Source organism: Litoreibacter meonggei (assembly GCF_003663885.1).
GTDB lineage: Bacteria > Pseudomonadota > Alphaproteobacteria > Rhodobacterales > Rhodobacteraceae > Litoreibacter > Litoreibacter meonggei.
On sequence record NZ_RCCE01000002.1, the window covers coordinates 271,042 to 287,040 of the forward strand.

Sequence of the window (15,999 nt, forward strand, 5' to 3'; positions counted from 1 at the left end):
GAACATCACTCCGCAAAAGGGTGTCCAAAAATGGACATCCCTTGTTTTCGAAATGGACGGGTTTGATGCACAGTTTGTATAGCGGGATCGGTACGATTCTTGGAGTCCCTGACCCTGTGCAAAAAACGATGGTTTGTTGGACACCTGCTTCGTCAAGGACTGCCCCGATGGTCATTCTCACCTTCAGGGACCGAGTGCCCCCCGTTCCTGAGGTGGACCACGGCATCCATCGCAACCAGTCTGTTTGCGACGCGGATCATAGACACTGCTAGAATGGTGTTTCACTACGGTTGTGGTAACGCAAGCTACGTGCAGACCATGGACACGACGATATGATATCAGAGCGGGCTTCCTCATCGGTTGCCGTCGATCCTGATGATGGTCCGTCTTTACTGCTGTTTGTGCTCGTGCCTGAGCCTCTGCCTTGGCCTCTGCCAGTGCAACGGTCAGTCGCTCCCTGAGCCACCGCCGTGGACGGTGATAGCTGTCACGTGTGTAGTCCCAGGCCACTGGATCGTTCTTTCGCAATTGGCTGAGCCGCTGCGGAGTGTGGAAGCGTCCTTGCCCGGTGCGGAGACCGCGTTCGTTCATCTCATCACAGATATCTCGATACGGCGGCATATGCCCGCGTCCATCAATGACCATCTGCTTTACAACTTTCAGCACGTCAGACTGCCGATCCTTTGCCAACTGTCTGCTCTTGGCAGCGGCCTGCTTCGACCAATTGCCGATGTCCGGCGACCCCATGGTTCCTCCGGCAGCCTGATACCGTTTAATACCAATGTAACGGGCGTTGTGTTGTGCTTTTGTGTCTTTGTGAATCTTGATGTGATCACCCGACTCGACCACTTGATCCAGGCACAAGCCTGTTGATGCATCGAAAATACGATGCCCCAGACCCTGGCGTTGAATCAGTTCAAAGATATCTGGTCGTCGGGCAATACGGTCGATGTTCGATACCAAGATGATAGCGAATGGATTGCGCTGAAGCAGTCGAAGGCACTTGCCGAGACCTGACGCCATCCTGATCTCAGGGTCTGCAAGACCAGAAACATGTTCAGTGATGTTATCAATGCATGAGTGAGAAATACTGAAATCAGGATAAACTGATTTGATAATATCAAGCTGGCTACGATACTCTTGTTTCGATTGTTCTTTGGTGCTCACTCTTCGGTATAGAATGAAACCACATGAGGAAATCCTCGGATTGATCGCCATTGATGATACTGAGTTTTTATATGTAAAATCCGAACTAGAGGATGAACCACAGAAGCCCTGCTCTGCTTGGCCTGGAGCCGCCACTTCCGCCGGAACAATCTGGCCATCCGGCGCTCCGGTCGATCTGCCCCAATCGTATTTCATCGAATGATCAATGCCCTTAGTTTTCGTTAGTCCGATTGAAGATAGTGAAAAAATCGCGGAGGCGGTAATTCAGCCCCCGCAGATGATGATGCTGATCACACCATGACCTTCGGATTATGGTATTTAGTCGGACCGCTGTCTGACAGAGCCACTTGAGTCAAACAGGCAGCAAACTTCATGACTCCAAACGATGCCATCCGCCTAAATACTAGGAGGAGGATGACCCATGATGAAACGCTTTTCCGTGCGGAACCTGAACGAGGATGCCATCGATATGCTGGCAGAGATCAAGGCTGAGGAACGCCGTGAACTAGGCGCGATCCTGGAAGATTGTATCAACACATATTGGCAGGACCTGTTTGGAGACGACGACGTTGATGACCTGACAGAAGCGGCGTAGCGGCTTTACAATGTTAGCCCACGGCTGACGTAAACATCCATGAAGGCCGGAGGTTCGATCAAGGGCTTACGTCATTGTATTCATAATTTGTGTCTTCCTAGTTTTCTACTGGTGATTGGGATAACGGAGGGGGTCAAAGTCCGTTGGCCCAGTCGATGCAAGCGTCCAGGCGAGTGATATCGCGGCTCTGCACGTCACCTCGACTGATCGCACTGCCATGGTTCTGGCCCCGCCCCATCTCTCGGCGGAAGATGTTTGCATTCTCGGCGTCCCAGTTCACAGGGGCTGGGAATGAGCGAGACGCACGGTCGGCCACTCGTTGAAACGTGCCACGAGGATACCGAAGATGGCCACGTTGGATGGCCACTTCAGCGTGAGGGTAAATGCCAACGCAGTATCCATAGAAAATCGCATCGCTCTCAGTAATGGATGGCTGACAAGCTGCTAGGCCCGTGAGTGCCGTGGCGAAGGCCGTCGCCCTGATCGTCGCTATCAACTTGTGTGCCCTCCTTTTTCTTTTTTCGGTATCTCCACCAAATCGTTCGCGCTTACCGCTCCGTCCGTTGCTACGACAATTGCAGTGAGGGTGGATCGATGTGGAAACACCCGCCCCGTCCTGATCCGAAAGACAGTGGCTGGGTTCACGCCAATTCGCTCTGCGAACGAAGCGCCCGAAATTCCATTGATCTTCAGATACTCATCCAACTTCATTGATATGCATAGTAAGCATATCATGCATGATTCGCAATATATGGAGATGAACAAATGTCATTCTGCACCTGTCACCATTCATGCATATCGTGCATTATGGGTATAGCACTGGAGCAACAAAGGCCGCGAAATGCTGCACAGGAAACTCAAGGAAGCGCGATTAGGTGCTGGTCTCACGATGGAGGCCGCAGCAGAGAAGCTGAGCCTCACGCAGAGCACCATCAGCCGCATCGAGGCTGGCGACACGGGTGTGACTTCACAGCGGCTCGTAGACTTGGCCTCCGCCTATGGCGTGTCACCAAGTGCTTTGCTCGATGGGTCGGTAGTGCGCAGCATGTCTGAGACGGACCTGGACCGACTGGGGATGGTGATTGAGTTTGTCGAAGCATCATTGGCTGATGCCAAACCCCGCCCACAGCCAAGCCAAATCAAGGATGTTGTGGTGACCATCTTTAAACAGGAAACCGCGATTGCTTGGGAGACCGGAGCCTCGTTCGACCCATCAAGATACCAAGACCTCGTGGCTCTTCTATTCAAGCAAAAGGGCCAAGCACGATGAACGCCGTCGAGATCGAACAGGCCATCGTCCCGGCCGTTCAAGCAGAACAACCGGATGTGAATGCATCCCAAGAACAAGAATGTGAGTTTCTACCGTGGTGAACCATCAGGAAAAGACGACTTTTATCTGGTCCATCGCTGACCTGCTGCGAGGTGACTACAAGCAGTCAGAATACGGGCGTGTGGTTCTTCCATTCACAGTCCTTCGTCGTCTGGACTGTATCCAGGCCCACAGCAAGGATCAGGTGTTGGCCAGGGCCAAGATGTTGTCCGACGCAGCAGCCCCAGAGATGCGGGAGCAGGCGTTGAAGTCCGCGTCCGGTCACGGTTTCTACAACACGTCGCCCTATGATTTTGGCAAGCTGCTCGATGATCCAGATGACCTCGCTGACAATCTAAAGGCTTACGTGAACGCTTTTTCCACCGACATCCGTGAGACCGTCGGCGTTCATTTCAAGTTCTTCGACCAAGTGCAGAGGCTAGAGGATGCCGATCTGCTGTTCCGTGTCGTGGAACGGTTTGCCAATCTCGATCTTGATCCAGCCCGCGTCAGCAACATGCAAATGGGGTATGTATTCGAAGAACTAATCCGGCGTTTCTCTGAACAGTCGAACGAAACAGCAGGTGAGCACTTCACCCCCCGTGAGGTTATCCGCCTCATGGTTGATCTTCTGTTCACCGAAGACGGGGATGCCCTCACCCAACCAGGTGTGATCAAAACGCTATACGATCCTGCATGTGGCACTGGCGGCATGATGTCCGTAGCCGAGGACTATCTCCGCGACATGGCACCGGATGCAAAGCTCATCGTGTTTGGTCAGGAACTGAACGGTGAGTCATATGCCACCTGTAAGTCAGACATGCTGATCAAGGGCCAGCGGGCCGAGAACATCGCCCAGGGGAACACATTTACGACGGACGCACATGCAGGCCGCACCTTTGATTACATGCTGTCCAACCCACCTTTCGGCGTGGAATGGAAGAAGGTTGAGAAAACCATTCGTGACGAAGCAGCCCTTGGCTTCTCCGGCAGGTTCGGGGCAGGACTGCCACGGGTCAGCGATGGGTCCCTACTGTTCCTCCAGCACATGATTTCTAAGTTCCATGATGATGCACCGTCCAAGCTGGCTATCGTGCTCAACGGCTCCCCTTTGTTCACGGGCGGGGCCGGATCGGGCGAGTCCGAAATCCGTCGCTGGGTCATCGAGCAGGACTGGCTAGAGGCCATCGTCGCCATGCCTGATAACCTCTTCTACAACACAGGTATCAGCACATATGTCTGGGTCGTGACCAACCGCAAACCCAAACGCCGTAAAGGCATAGTTCAACTGATCGATGCATCTGCCATGTGGACCAAGATGCGTCGGTCGTTGGGCGAGAAGCGCAAAGAGATCACAGAGCCTGACATCCACCGCATCGCCCGAATCTTTGGGGATATGGAGGTGTCTGACATCTCCAAGGTCTTCGACAACACTGACTTCGGCTACCACCGGATCACAGTCGAACGTCCGCTACGTCTGAACTTTGCCTTCACACCGGACCGCATCGCCCTGGTGGAGGCCGCGAAGCCATTTCAGAACCTCGCCTCGTCCAAGAAGAAGGGTGCGGCCAAGGAGCAAGAGATCACCGACGGTGAACTTCTTCAGGCCGACATCCTGTCCACCCTGCGTGGCATGGAGGGCGGGGAAGTCTGGACCAATAGAGAGGCGTTCACGGCTCACCTGAAGGCCGCGTTCAAGACCACGGGCGTGACCCTCGCCGCAGCCCCCTTCAAGGCCGTCCTGATGGCCCTGAGTGAGCGCGACCCAAAGGCGGATATCTGCCGTGACAAGAAGGGCAACGCCGAACCGGATGCCGACTTGCGGGACAACGAGAACGTGCCGCTGAAAGAAGACATCGCCGATTACTTCGAACGCGAAGTTCTGCCCCACGTCCCTGACGCCTGGATCGACCATTCCAAGACGAAGGTAGGCTATGAAATCCCCTTCAATCGTCACTTCTATCGCTATGAACCGCCCCGCCCACTGGCCGAGATCGACGCCGACTTGCAGGTGCTCGGTCGGGAAATTCACGACCTTTTGTCGGAGGTCATCACATGAGCCTCCACGTAACGAAAATTGACATTCGAAATTTCCGATCCGTTCGTAACCTCACTTTGTCTCCAGCGAAGCTTGCCGTGCTTGTTGGAAAGAATGATGCTGGAAAGTCCAATGTGCTCAGGGCACTCAACTTGTTCTTCAATGGGCGGACGATGCCTGGAGATGAATTGGATTTCTCGACTGATCACAATGTATTCCACCAACCCAATCGTCGGGCGAAAGAAATCTCGATCAAACTCGAACTCGAACTCCCAGGGTCATATCGTGACACCAACGGTGACTTTATTCAGTGGGAACGTCGATGGCGGGCCGAGGGCCTAGTTCATGACCAATACGAAGGTAGGCGGAGGGTTGCTGGGCCGCGTGGCGGTGCAGGTCTGGAAGTGGTGGACATACCAGACCGCTCCAACGTTCACGCACTTCTGCGAAACATCAACTTCGTCTACGTCCCAGCCATCAAAGACTTGGAATACTTCTCCGAGCTTCGTGCAAGCATCTACGACGTGATCGCCGAGGTTGCTGATCGGCAGTTCAGGGACTCCAGTCACGAGTTCGAAAATTCAATTTCTGATCAACTTGGCGACCTGACAACACAGATAACTGCATCGTTGGGGCTCAGGTCTCGTTTGGCGCTACCTAAAGACCTGAGCCACATTTTCGAGAGCCTGGATTTCTTGAGTGAGGGGCAAGACATCTCACTGGATGCACGTGGTGATGGTATCAAGGCACGACACATCCCGCTGATATTGAAATTCATGGCTGATAAGAAGCGGAGCCTCCAAGTCAGAGGCGCACAACCCCACACGTTTATCTGGGGATATGAAGAACCGGAGAACAACCTGGAACTGTCCAGTTGTGTCGAACTGGCAGATCAGTTCTGGGACTTCATCGATGAGGGCGTGTCACAAGTCTTTCTGACCACGCACTCCCCCGTATTCTACAACCTACATCGCAAGCAGGAAGAGCCGGAACGCCGGATAACCTGCCATCATATATTCAGAGAAGCTGAGGAGGACGGAACGCAGCAGGCAACCGAGCTTGGCGACCTAGATGATCGTATGGGAACGACAGCACTGTTCGCCCCAATGATAACCGAGCTTGAAGACAAAGTTCGACGGAAAGAACAGGCGCGTATCGATGTCGAGCAACTGGCTCAGGCCAATCGACGGAAAGTCTTTGTCGAGGGAGACTCAGACCAACTGATATTGCGAAAGGCACTGGCGGTCTTTGCACCGGACAGGGCCGGTGAGATAGATGTTGAGACCAAAGTGGGCGGAGGGATCAACTATGTGGTGGACATGTTGCAGTCGTGGCGAAGCAGAGCAAAGCATCACCCCGAACTTCCAAAGGCGGCAGGGCTTTTGGACCTCGATCCTGAAGCGCAGGCGGCGATCACGAACTGGAACGGTGTGGCTGGCAACACCAAATCCGCCAAGTGCTTCAGGCTACCGACACCAACGCACTTGATACCCGCTCTGCAAGCAGGCTTCAGTGTGCCCATTGTTCTTGAGTGCCTCTATGACCGGGATGCATGGGAATGGGCTGATGGGCGCAATCATCTCAAGGTTCGCCATGTCCCAAGCGTCATCTCCAAAGAATTAAACAACCAGATTGTCACGGGGCAAACGGCGCTGGACGATCACCTCGACGATGCATGGGCGATCTTCGTCAAGAAAGACTTCGAGCAAGCGGGCAAGATGCCCATGGCACGGCATTTTTCAAACAAGTCAAATGATGATTTCAGGGCGCGATTGCCTTTCCTGGCCCCTCTGATCGACAGTATCGTAGACTATTTGTTCCCTGCCGCTGACGACGCGGCCCCAGCGGATGTCGCACAGGATGGTCAAGGCAACGAGGTGGCTGAATGAGTGTTGCAGCATTTTCAGTCTTGGAGAACCTACTTCCTGCGACGAAGGCAAGGCTTGCCAAGGCCGATCTGGATCAGCGGCAAGAGTTTTACACACAACTGACCAATCACTGCTGGTCACCTGACCGGCTGTTGGAGGTGTGATGTGACGAAAGATACCTTCAACGGGGACTTCCACAAGGCGGTCACGCAACTGATCCAGCACCATGACAACATCACACCGTGGAACACATATGACCTGATGCCCGAAGAGGGTGGCTTGGATACCTCGTCCATCAAATTCTACGAATGCGGTAACGGAAAGCCCTTGGTGCATCATACGGCCCCACGTCGTGGTGGGCTGTGGATTCGGTCAATCGATATGCACGAAGATGCCTATGTCGGTGAGGGCATGAACCCGTTGGCCGATGATCCGGCACGGGCAGCCATGGCACCGGCGTCCCACATCCTGAAGCTCCCAGCGATGCAGGAAGGGCGGCTGATGTCCTATGACGGTCGCGACCTGTGGCGAGTGGTCGATATCATCAGGGAGTTGGCCGGATGAATGTTCAATCCTCAGCCTACGTAAGCACAGCCTCAGAATGGCTACCCACGCCGCCTTCTCACTGGCAGGTAAAACCTTTCCGTCATTGTTTTCGACCAAGTGACGAACGCAACGGGCCAACGCCAATCGGTGAGATGCTTTCCGTGTCGGGCTATCGCGGTGTTGTCGTAAAAAACTATGAGTTCGAAGAACAGAAGCGCAGTGCGGAGGAACTAGAAACCTACCGCGTCGTCCGGCCTGGACAATTGGCCGTCAACACCATGTGGTTAAACTACACTGGCCTCGGTGTTTCTGAGCATCTTGGCTACGTTAGTCCGGCCTACCGAGCCTATTGGGTTCAGCCGGGACTTCATGGCCGCTACGTTCACCATCTTCTTCGTTCATCAGTCTACGTGGCCGGATACACGTCGCTGCTTCAAGGTATCCGCCCTAACTCACTTCAAGTGCCCACAGACTCATTTCATTCGATCCCGATCCTTGTTCCCCCCCTTGAAGAACAACAGATCATCGCCGGGTATTTGGATCGGGAAACGGGGCGGATTGATGCGTTGGTGGAGCGGCTGGAGCGGCTCATTGCGCTGCTGACCGAAAAGCGTCAGGCCGTCATCTCTCACGCCGTCATCAAGGGCCTCAACCCCGACGCCCCCATGAAAGACAGCGGCATCGATTGGCTCGGCGAGGTTCCAGCGCATTGGGATGTTAAACCACTGCGATATGCAATTTGGTATCAGGAGGGTCCGGGCATTCTTGCGGATGACTTTTATGAGGAAGGTGTGCCGCTTATACGAGTTTCTGGTGTTCGTGGTCGTTGGGCATCGCTGGATGGCTGTAACTACCTTGACCCTGAAAAAGTTGAAAGGCGCTGGAAACACTTCAAGGTGACATTGGGCGATCTTCTGATCAGTGCGAGTGCATCAATGGGTGTTGTAACTGAAGTAGGACCTGATGTTGTCGGTGCAGTCCCATACACGGGCATCATCAGAATGCGTCCGATCCTAGGTGAAACTACTCGCGATTTCATTAGGTCCTTTTTCGTTTCAAACCAGTTTATGACACAAGTTGATCTTCTGAAGGCAGGTGCCACCATTCAACATTTCGGTCCATCGCATCTAAGCCAAATGCAAATGGCGGTGCCACCTATCGAAGAGCAGGAGCGGATTACTAGTTTTGTTGATGCTGCAATCAACGAGTATATGGAAACGGAGGCGAAGGCTCAGTCGGTGTTGGATGCTGTAAAAGAACGCCGCTCCGCGATGATCTCCGCCGCCGTCACAGGCCAAATCCCTCTCGCCGATATGACCGAGGAGGATCCGGCATGAATGAACTTCACGATTTCGTTGATGGGCTGATGACCTTCCAAAGGCCAGACCACGGATCGCCCCAAAAATCCGCGTTCATGCTGGAACATCGGGTTGGCCTCTTCATCACGCTTCTGAACCTTCACAACGTCGGTGCCATCAGCCTTGGTGCCGAACATCCCGACCCACCAGAAAGCTGTGACTTGTGCAGCAAACTACTGTCCGGCCAGCCGGTTTTCATCGACGGCCAGACACAGCGCGACGGCAACACCCAGTTCTCACCATGGGCGAACATGTGCTCCGACTGCTTTATGCAGGAAGGGCGTGGGATCGGTTGGGGCGTTGGGCAACTCTACCGAGGGGTCATCACTGACGGACAAGAGGGATGGTTCTTACTGGGTGGCGGTGATCCCGATGGTGTTTCAACTCCAACGGAGCCTTGGTCATGAACATTCACACGGAACGCACCTTTCAGGATATCATCAAGGCCAGCCTCTGCGAGGGTGGAGGCTATACCGAAGGGGACAGGACCACATTTGACGCCGAACGCGGTCTGTTCCCGCCGTCGATCTTCCGGTTCATCCAGACCACCCAGCCCGACACTTGGGACGCCCTGCAAAAGGCATATGGCCCCAAGGCCGAAGCCCGCATCCTAGAACGGATCATGGAGACGAAGGCCAAAGACGGGACGCTGCACCTGCTGCGCCACGGCTTCCGCGATGTCACCGTGGGGCAAGTGCGGCTTGCCTATTTCCGACCCAACACGGGCCTGAACCCCGATACCGCCGCCCGCTATGCCGCCAACGTCCTCGAAGTGACGGATGAGGTGCACCACTCCCTGCGCACCCCCAAGGACCGTCTGGACCTTGTGCTGTCGCTCAACGGTATCCCCGTCGCCACGGCAGAGTTGAAGAACAGCTTCACAGGGCAGACCGTCGCCAATGCGGTCAAGCAATACAAGTTCGACCGATCCCCCAAGGATGCAATGTTGGCCTTCAAGTCCGGTGCGCTAGTCCACTTTGCCGTTGATGGCTCCGAGGTTTACATGGCGACCAAGCTGGCGGGGAAGGCCACGTTCTTTCTGCCGTTCAACCGTGGCCGCGATGGCGGTGCGGGCAACCCCGATCACGCTTCGGGCCACCGGACGGCCTATCTGTGGGAGGATGTGTGGTCGAAAGATCGATGGCTCGACATTATGCAACGGTTCGTATTCCTCGACCGCAAGGAAGAGAAGGACGATAAGGGCAAGCTGAAGGTTAAAGAGACGATGATCTTCCCCCGCTATCATCAGCTTGATGTGGTCACCGCCCTGATCGCGGATGCCAAGGCCAACGGGGCGGGTCAGAACTACCTCGTCCAGCACTCCGCAGGGTCCGGCAAGTCGAACTCCATCGCATGGTTGTCGCATCGTCTGGCGGGGCTGCACGACGCCCAGGACAGCCGCATCTTTGATAGCGTGATCATCATCACCGACCGGCGGGTGTTAGATGCCCAGTTGCAGGAAACGGTGTTCGGCATCGACCACAAGTCCGGCATGGTGGAACGCATTGATCCCGCCAAGGGATCGAAGTCCCCGCAACTGGCCAAGGCCCTGAACGAGGGCAAGCAGATCATCGTCTGCACCTTGCAAAGCTTCTCTGCCGTCTATGGCAGCGAGGCCCATGATGTGTTGGACCAATCCGGCAAACGCTTCGCAGTGATCGTGGACGAGGCCCACGGCAGCCAGCACGGCACCGCCGCTGAAGATGTGCGCAAGGTGCTGGGATCGGACGGAAAAGACGCGGTGGAGATCGCCGATGGTGACATCGACCCGCTGATCGTCAATGCGATCCGTCAGAAGGGCAAGCAGCCGAACCTAAGCTTCTTTGCCTTCACCGCAACGCCCAAGAAGCGGACCGTCGAGACGTTTGGCCACTACCCCGCTGGATCAATTGAACCGATGCCGTTCCACATCTATTCGATGCGGCAGGCCATCGAGGAGGGATTCATCCACGATGTCCTGAAGGGTTACACGACCTACAAGGCGTTCTATCGCCTGGAAAAGACCATCGAGGACGATCCCGAACTGGAGAAGAAGAAGGCCCAGAAAGCGATTGCGCGGTTTATGTCGCTGCACCCGCACAACTTGGCTCAGAAGACTGAAGTGATGGTAGAACACTACCGCACCCATGTCCGGCATCGATTGGGTGGCAAGGCAAAGGCGATGGTCGTAACATCCAGCCGTCTTCATGCTGTCCGGTATCATCAGGCATTCCAGAAATACATCACGGACAAAGGGTATGACCTTGGTGTTCTGGTGGCCTTCTCCGGTGCTGTGCCTGATCCTGACATCGCAGGGCAAGAGTATACCGAGCCTGGGATGAACGGCTTCAAGGAAACCGAACTGCCGGACAAATTCGGCAAGGCGGACCAGCACTTTTTGATCGTCGCCGAGAAGTATCAAACGGGTTTCGATCAGCCGTTGTTGCATACGATGTATGTAGACAAACGATTGCAGGACCTTGCGGCGGTGCAAACACTGTCACGCCTCAACCGGACGACATCGGGCAAGGACGATACCTTCGTGCTCGACTTCGTGAACGAGGCTGACGAGATCAAGGAAGCCTTCAAGCCATATTTCGAGACTGCCGAGATCGACGAGCCAACCGATCCTAACATGATCTATCGGCTGCATTCTGATCTGGTGGCGTTCCAGTATTTCTGGGCCCAGGAGGTCGAGGCATTTGCCAGTGCGTTCTACGACCCCAAACGTAAGCCTCAGGACCAGGGTAAGCTCTACGCCGCCACAGACCCTGCTGTGGGACGCTTCAGTGATGAACCTGATGAAGACCGACAGGAGACCTTCAGGAAGACGCTGACGCAGTTCCTCAGGCTCTATGCGGCGATCACACAGATGGTGCGGATCGAGGACACGGACCTCGAAAAACTCTACACGTTCGGGCGGTTGCTCAGGGCAAGGCTTCCCAAGCGCGAAGGCGGCGGTGCATTAGCCATAGATGGGGATGTGGGGCTGGAATACTACCGTCTCAAGAAAACGTCGGAGGGAGATGCATCGCTTAACCAGGGTGACTTGGTGCCGCTGTCTGGCACGACCAGCGTTGGCACCAGTGGGGCTGGTGAACCTGAGTTGGCACAACTGTCGGAAATCCTGGGGACGGTGAACCAACGGTTCAACTATGATTTCACGGACGCGGACAAGATCGCCGTGGACCAGTGGGCCGCAGACATGATGGCTGACGAAGTGGTGGTGGCTCAAGCTCGGACCAATAGCTACGAGAACTTCACCATGGCCAATGCTGATGCCGTCATGGAGAAAGCGTTCGCCAGGAATGAACGAAACCCTGAGGTGCTGGCAAAGCTACTGGGTAATGCGGAAGCCTGGGCCATGGTGCGGGATGCGGTGCTGAAGGCTGTGTATGACAGTTCGCAGCATAGGCACTAACTCATGTTTGGCATCACCGCGATGGATTGATGGTGGTGTTGCTTACGGACTGATTTTCTGCTAACATAACAGCAACCGTTGGAACTGGCGGAAAAAATTGCCAAAGTTGCCAAATGAAGGTTTTGGCCTCCCTTCATGAGCCACAACTCAAGCACATTTTTTTGGCAGCCCAATTTCGAAAACACCAATAAAATAAGGCATTTTAGGTAGGCAGCCCAATTGCCAAGGTTAGGGTCGAGAGTTCGAATCTCTTCGCCCGCTCCAATTGGTAAAAAGAAAAAGCCTCGGCGCAAGCCGGGGCTTTTCTACATCTGGAGCCTAAAGTCGGGACTAAGCCGCAAGAATGTGTGCCAATGATCCTGAAACGCTCGTTCGTACGGAACGGCCATATTGCGCCACGTTTGACCGCAATTCAGGGAAAACGTCGAATAATTCCTCACGCGCGCCGTCATGCAGACCCGGCAAACTGAAATCGCCGGGCTGGTAGCTTTCGGTCGCAATTCCGTTTGCGGTGATAACCTGGTGTCTGTCAAACATCAGGTGGTAATAACTGACCTGACCGCTTGGCAATTGGCGCACGTTAATCCCGTCAACCATGTGACGGGCGGCAATGAGAACCTCTTCGTGACCAAAATAAAGCTGTGGCAGATGTCCTTCGCGCAAGATGCGATGCTGCGGCGAAACACGTAGGGGCAGTGCGTTACCCATCGCCCCGGCTATAAATTCGATTGGTGCATGGCGGGCGCTTGCCTTCATGTGACGACTACCAACCCACCGAATAGGCTGCGGGCCGTCATCCCGCGTCAGAACCAGATCACCCACGCGCAACGCCTCGACGAGTCTAGGTCCGCTAGGGGTCTCGATTAGTGTTCCATCGCAAAAGCAGATCGGCGCCGCGTTGAAAGTCACGAAAGCGCTGTCGGTATTCCCGTCTGTGTCCTCGATCGTATAGCTGAAGGATGTCTGACCGGTCGCACCACCTGTGTTGACCAAGGTGATGGTGCCGTTGGCATTCAGCGTAACGTCCTGCCCTGTTGCCAGCGTCACTGTTTGCCCAGAGACAACGTTCACACCATTGATTTGGGTTATGGTTAGCGCTTGTCCAGTAGGATCAGAGTCATTGGCAAGGATATTGACCGTCTTGGGATTGCTGCCAAAGGTATTAATCCCCGTGTCATCGGTTGCGATCGGATCTGTGTCGGACGTGTCTGGCACATTGTTCGACGCTATGACGATAGAGCTGTCATAAGCAGTGTCACCGACATCGGCGATCCCGATCATCAAGTCGTAAGACACGCCCGGCGTGACGGGAATATCAAGTGATAGCGTAACCGTGAACCCGTCCATCTCGGTCGCGTAGGTTCCGCTGGCGTTGTCGACATATAGGTTCGGATTTGCGCTATCGAATTGGCCGTTGCCCGGATTGGGGTCGTTGGCCTCTGAGCCATTGGACGGGTTGAAGGTGCCAGCATTGTTGATCCCGTTCACCGATATCTCACCGGATCCCACCGAAATCGGCTGCGTTACGCCATTCAGTTGAACCAAAGCAATGTCGTTAAAGTTCGAATAGACGTACTCGTTATATTCTTCCGAGTAGAAGCGAAACTCTATGTTGATTGACGTTTGGCCAGGCTCTGGCGTGAAATTGATCTCTAGAAAAGACGCATCGAAGGTGCTCTGTCCCGCAGCCGCATTGAACGCGGCATTACCGTCAATACCCGCGGTGTTTGTCGTCGTGCCACCGCCCGTGTTGTTCGCACCGGTTGCATTGGCGAATGAGGCGACGTTGCCGGTCGAGAAAATAACACCGGAGTCAGACGGAAGGACACCCGGGTTCGTGGTATCCCCGTCGGTATATGTAGCCGACGATCCCGACGCACCAGAATAGGTCGCAGAGTTGATGGTAAACCCTGACCCCAAAATTTCTGACGCCATCGCTACTGCGCTGGCGCTGGTATCTGCGTTTAACGCCGCCACTTGGCAAACCTTTCTAAATACTCTTGTTGGAACAATCGCCTAGGGGTGTTCGAAATATGGCGCGAGGGTGGAGAATTTACGAAAACTGCACAGATTTGCAGCTTTTAAGCCAATCGCGGTCAACCTTATGCCACGTTATCCACCTCGCTAACGCTGCATCGAACTATTTCGGCATTTTCGCGACAGCTACTTTCCGGCCATACGCGCCCCCTTGGCCTGCACGACCGCCCTGCGTATAAGGCAGCCAATTGCCTGAAGGAGAGACCGATGCGGACAGCTAAAATCACCCGCAGCACTGCTGAGACTGATATTTCTGTCGAGATCAACCTCGACGGCACCGGCGTGTATGACAACCAAACTGGGGTTGGCTTCTTCGACCACATGTTGGACCAACTGGCCCGCCACGCGCTGATCGACATGAAAATCAGCGCCAAAGGCGATTTACATATCGACGACCACCACACCGTCGAAGACACTGGCATCGCGCTTGGTCAGGCTCTGGCGGAGGCGCTAGGCGACAAGCGCGGCATCCGTCGCTATGGAGAATGTCACCTTGCCATGGACGACGCTCAGGTGCGTTGTGCTCTGGACTTGTCCGCCCGCCCGTTTCTCATTTGTAATCTTGAAATTCCTACCCAGAAAATCGGCACCTTCGATACCGAATTGGTGCGCGAATTCTTTCAAGCGTTTTCGACCCATGGCGGTATCACGTTGCATATTGATCGCCTGCACGGGTTTAACAGCCACCACATCGTGGAAGCGGCGTTCAAAGCTGTGGCGCGGGCGTTGCGCAGTGCGGTCGAGACCGATCCGCGCAAGTCCGACGCTATCCCGTCCACCAAGGGCACACTTTGATGGCGCGTAGCCGCACCGTCGAAGCCTTTTGATCTTTATCGGAGCATCCCTATGCTGACCGTTCTCGTCGACTATGACAGTGGTAATCTGCACTCTGCAGAGAAGTCTTTTCAACGCATGTCCGCCGAAGTGAATGGTGGTGATGTTATTGTGTCGTCTAAACCTGAGGATGTTGCGCGCGCGGACCGGATTGTGCTGCCCGGCGACGGAGCATTTCCTGCCTGTCGCAACGCCCTAACCCGTGACCGCGCCGCCCTATTCGAGGCGATTGTCTTATCAGTGATCGACAAAGGACGCCCCTTCATGGGGATCTGCGTCGGCATGCAGATGATGGCCAGCTGGGGCCATGAATATGAAGATACCAAAGGCTTCGACTGGATCGCTGGTGATATCTCGAAGATCACCCCGTCTGACCCATCGCTGAAAGTGCCTCATATGGGGTGGAACGACCTGATTTTAAGTTCCACAGAGCCACGGCATCCTGTTCTGAACGGTATCGAGACAGGTAACCACGCCTATTTCGTGCACTCTTACAGTTTTCGGGTCGCAAATCCCGCACATCGCTTGGCGCATGTGGATTATGGGGGCGACATCACCGCAGTGGTCGGCCGTGACAATATGATCGGCATGCAGTTCCACCCGGAGAAAAGCCAACAAACCGGCCTTCGTATGATTGGTAATTTTTTGAGCTGGAAACCCTGAAGTCTACCAGTTCATTGCCAGCACTGGCACGCCTTTCGCGTCGCTGTCGGAGAGCAGTTGCACCCAACCGTCGACACCGGCCAAGGGTATCGCGACCTGAATTGGCGAACACCCCGCTGCAAGCGTGCAGCCGCATATCAAAGCAAACGCAAGTTTCATTGCCCACTCCCTATATCCACTGATT

General features: G+C 54.7%; 14 protein-coding genes. 11 read left to right on the top strand and 3 right to left on the bottom strand.

All coding sequences use genetic code 11. The annotated features are described in order from the left end of the window. Positions 1 to 183: 183 nt before the first annotated feature. Positions 184 to 1,362: a recombinase family protein gene (locus BCF46_RS06140; RefSeq protein ID WP_121022800.1), complete on the bottom strand. Its 1,179-nt coding sequence runs from the start codon at positions 1,360 to 1,362 to the stop codon at positions 184 to 186. A 226-nt stretch (positions 1,363 to 1,588) separates the two neighbouring features. Here BCF46_RS06140 and BCF46_RS19725 point away from each other — a divergent pair, with 226 nt between their 5' ends. The 9 genes from BCF46_RS19725 to BCF46_RS06185 all read left to right on the top strand — a co-directional run bounded on the left by BCF46_RS19725 (position 1,589) and on the right by BCF46_RS06185 (position 12,281). After that, positions 1,589 to 1,762, top strand: coding sequence for a hypothetical protein (locus BCF46_RS19725; protein ID WP_170157872.1), 174 nt, complete (start codon positions 1,589 to 1,591; stop codon positions 1,760 to 1,762). An 841-nt stretch (positions 1,763 to 2,603) separates the two neighbouring features. Then, positions 2,604 to 3,032 carry a helix-turn-helix domain-containing protein gene (locus BCF46_RS06155; RefSeq protein ID WP_121022807.1) on the top strand — a complete coding sequence of 143 codons (429 nt, stop codon included), beginning with the start codon at positions 2,604 to 2,606 and terminating at the stop codon, positions 3,030 to 3,032. A gap of 97 nt (positions 3,033 to 3,129) precedes the next feature. After that, on the top strand, positions 3,130 to 5,130 hold the full coding sequence (locus BCF46_RS06160) for a type I restriction-modification system subunit M (protein ID WP_211332782.1): 2,001 nt from the start codon (positions 3,130 to 3,132) through the stop codon (positions 5,128 to 5,130). Next, on the top strand, positions 5,127 to 6,998 hold the full coding sequence (locus BCF46_RS06165) for an ATP-dependent nuclease (protein ID WP_121022810.1): 1,872 nt from the start codon (positions 5,127 to 5,129) through the stop codon (positions 6,996 to 6,998). The genes BCF46_RS06160 and BCF46_RS06165 overlap by 4 nt, the downstream gene beginning before the upstream one ends. Next, complete coding sequence (locus tag BCF46_RS19730; protein WP_170157873.1) at positions 6,995 to 7,141, top strand: hypothetical protein; 147 nt, start codon at positions 6,995 to 6,997, stop codon at positions 7,139 to 7,141. The genes BCF46_RS06165 and BCF46_RS19730 overlap by 4 nt, the downstream gene beginning before the upstream one ends. Before the next feature lies 1 nt (position 7,142). Next, positions 7,143 to 7,541, top strand: coding sequence for a hypothetical protein (locus BCF46_RS06170; RefSeq protein ID WP_121022812.1), 399 nt, complete (start codon positions 7,143 to 7,145; stop codon positions 7,539 to 7,541). Beyond that, positions 7,538 to 8,860 carry a restriction endonuclease subunit S domain-containing protein gene (locus BCF46_RS06175; RefSeq protein ID WP_147435966.1) on the top strand — a complete coding sequence of 441 codons (1,323 nt, stop codon included), beginning with the start codon at positions 7,538 to 7,540 and terminating at the stop codon, positions 8,858 to 8,860. Before BCF46_RS06170 ends, BCF46_RS06175 begins: the two co-directional genes overlap by 4 nt. Further along, positions 8,857 to 9,288: a hypothetical protein gene (locus BCF46_RS06180; RefSeq protein WP_121022816.1), complete on the top strand. Its 432-nt coding sequence runs from the start codon at positions 8,857 to 8,859 to the stop codon at positions 9,286 to 9,288. The genes BCF46_RS06175 and BCF46_RS06180 overlap by 4 nt, the downstream gene beginning before the upstream one ends. After that, positions 9,285 to 12,281, top strand: a complete 2,997-nt coding sequence (locus BCF46_RS06185) for a type I restriction endonuclease subunit R (RefSeq protein WP_211332783.1) — start codon at positions 9,285 to 9,287, stop codon at positions 12,279 to 12,281. Before BCF46_RS06180 ends, BCF46_RS06185 begins: the two co-directional genes overlap by 4 nt. 330 nt (positions 12,282 to 12,611) lie before the next feature. Here the strand turns inward: BCF46_RS06185 and BCF46_RS06190 are convergent, their stop codons facing one another. Then, on the bottom strand, positions 12,612 to 14,216 hold the full coding sequence (locus BCF46_RS06190) for a Hint domain-containing protein (RefSeq protein ID WP_147435967.1): 1,605 nt from the start codon (positions 14,214 to 14,216) through the stop codon (positions 12,612 to 12,614). 309 nt (positions 14,217 to 14,525) lie between these two features. Here BCF46_RS06190 and hisB point away from each other — a divergent pair, with 309 nt between their 5' ends. Both hisB and hisH read left to right on the top strand, forming a co-directional pair. Beyond that, positions 14,526 to 15,113: an imidazoleglycerol-phosphate dehydratase HisB gene (gene hisB, locus BCF46_RS06195; RefSeq protein WP_121022820.1), complete on the top strand. Its 588-nt coding sequence runs from the start codon at positions 14,526 to 14,528 to the stop codon at positions 15,111 to 15,113. A 51-nt stretch (positions 15,114 to 15,164) separates the two neighbouring features. Next, entirely contained in the window at positions 15,165 to 15,815 is a 651-nt protein-coding gene (gene hisH, locus BCF46_RS06200) for an imidazole glycerol phosphate synthase subunit HisH (protein WP_121022822.1), read from the top strand. A gap of 3 nt (positions 15,816 to 15,818) precedes the next feature. Here hisH and BCF46_RS19735 read toward each other — a convergent pair whose 3' ends face one another. Next, positions 15,819 to 15,974, bottom strand: a complete 156-nt coding sequence (locus BCF46_RS19735; protein ID WP_170157874.1) for a hypothetical protein — start codon at positions 15,972 to 15,974, stop codon at positions 15,819 to 15,821. Between the last annotated feature and the right edge of the window lie 25 nt (positions 15,975 to 15,999).

Coding starts and splice junctions, on each gene's coding strand:
- BCF46_RS06140 (WP_121022800.1), bottom strand. CDS start 1,362: ATGAAATACGATTGGGGCAGATCGACCGGAGCGCCGGATGGCCAGATT.
- BCF46_RS19725 (WP_170157872.1), top strand. CDS start 1,589: ATGATGAAACGCTTTTCCGTGCGGAACCTGAACGAGGATGCCATCGAT.
- BCF46_RS06155 (WP_121022807.1), top strand. CDS start 2,604: ATGCTGCACAGGAAACTCAAGGAAGCGCGATTAGGTGCTGGTCTCACG.
- BCF46_RS06165 (WP_121022810.1), top strand. CDS start 5,127: ATGAGCCTCCACGTAACGAAAATTGACATTCGAAATTTCCGATCCGTT.
- BCF46_RS19730 (WP_170157873.1), top strand. CDS start 6,995: ATGAGTGTTGCAGCATTTTCAGTCTTGGAGAACCTACTTCCTGCGACG.
- BCF46_RS06175 (WP_147435966.1), top strand. CDS start 7,538: ATGAATGTTCAATCCTCAGCCTACGTAAGCACAGCCTCAGAATGGCTA.
- BCF46_RS06180 (WP_121022816.1), top strand. CDS start 8,857: ATGAATGAACTTCACGATTTCGTTGATGGGCTGATGACCTTCCAAAGG.
- BCF46_RS06185 (WP_211332783.1), top strand. CDS start 9,285: ATGAACATTCACACGGAACGCACCTTTCAGGATATCATCAAGGCCAGC.
- BCF46_RS06190 (WP_147435967.1), bottom strand. CDS start 14,216: ATGGCGTCAGAAATTTTGGGGTCAGGGTTTACCATCAACTCTGCGACC.
- hisB (WP_121022820.1), top strand. CDS start 14,526: ATGCGGACAGCTAAAATCACCCGCAGCACTGCTGAGACTGATATTTCT.
- hisH (WP_121022822.1), top strand. CDS start 15,165: ATGCTGACCGTTCTCGTCGACTATGACAGTGGTAATCTGCACTCTGCA.
- BCF46_RS19735 (WP_170157874.1), bottom strand. CDS start 15,974: ATGAAACTTGCGTTTGCTTTGATATGCGGCTGCACGCTTGCAGCGGGG.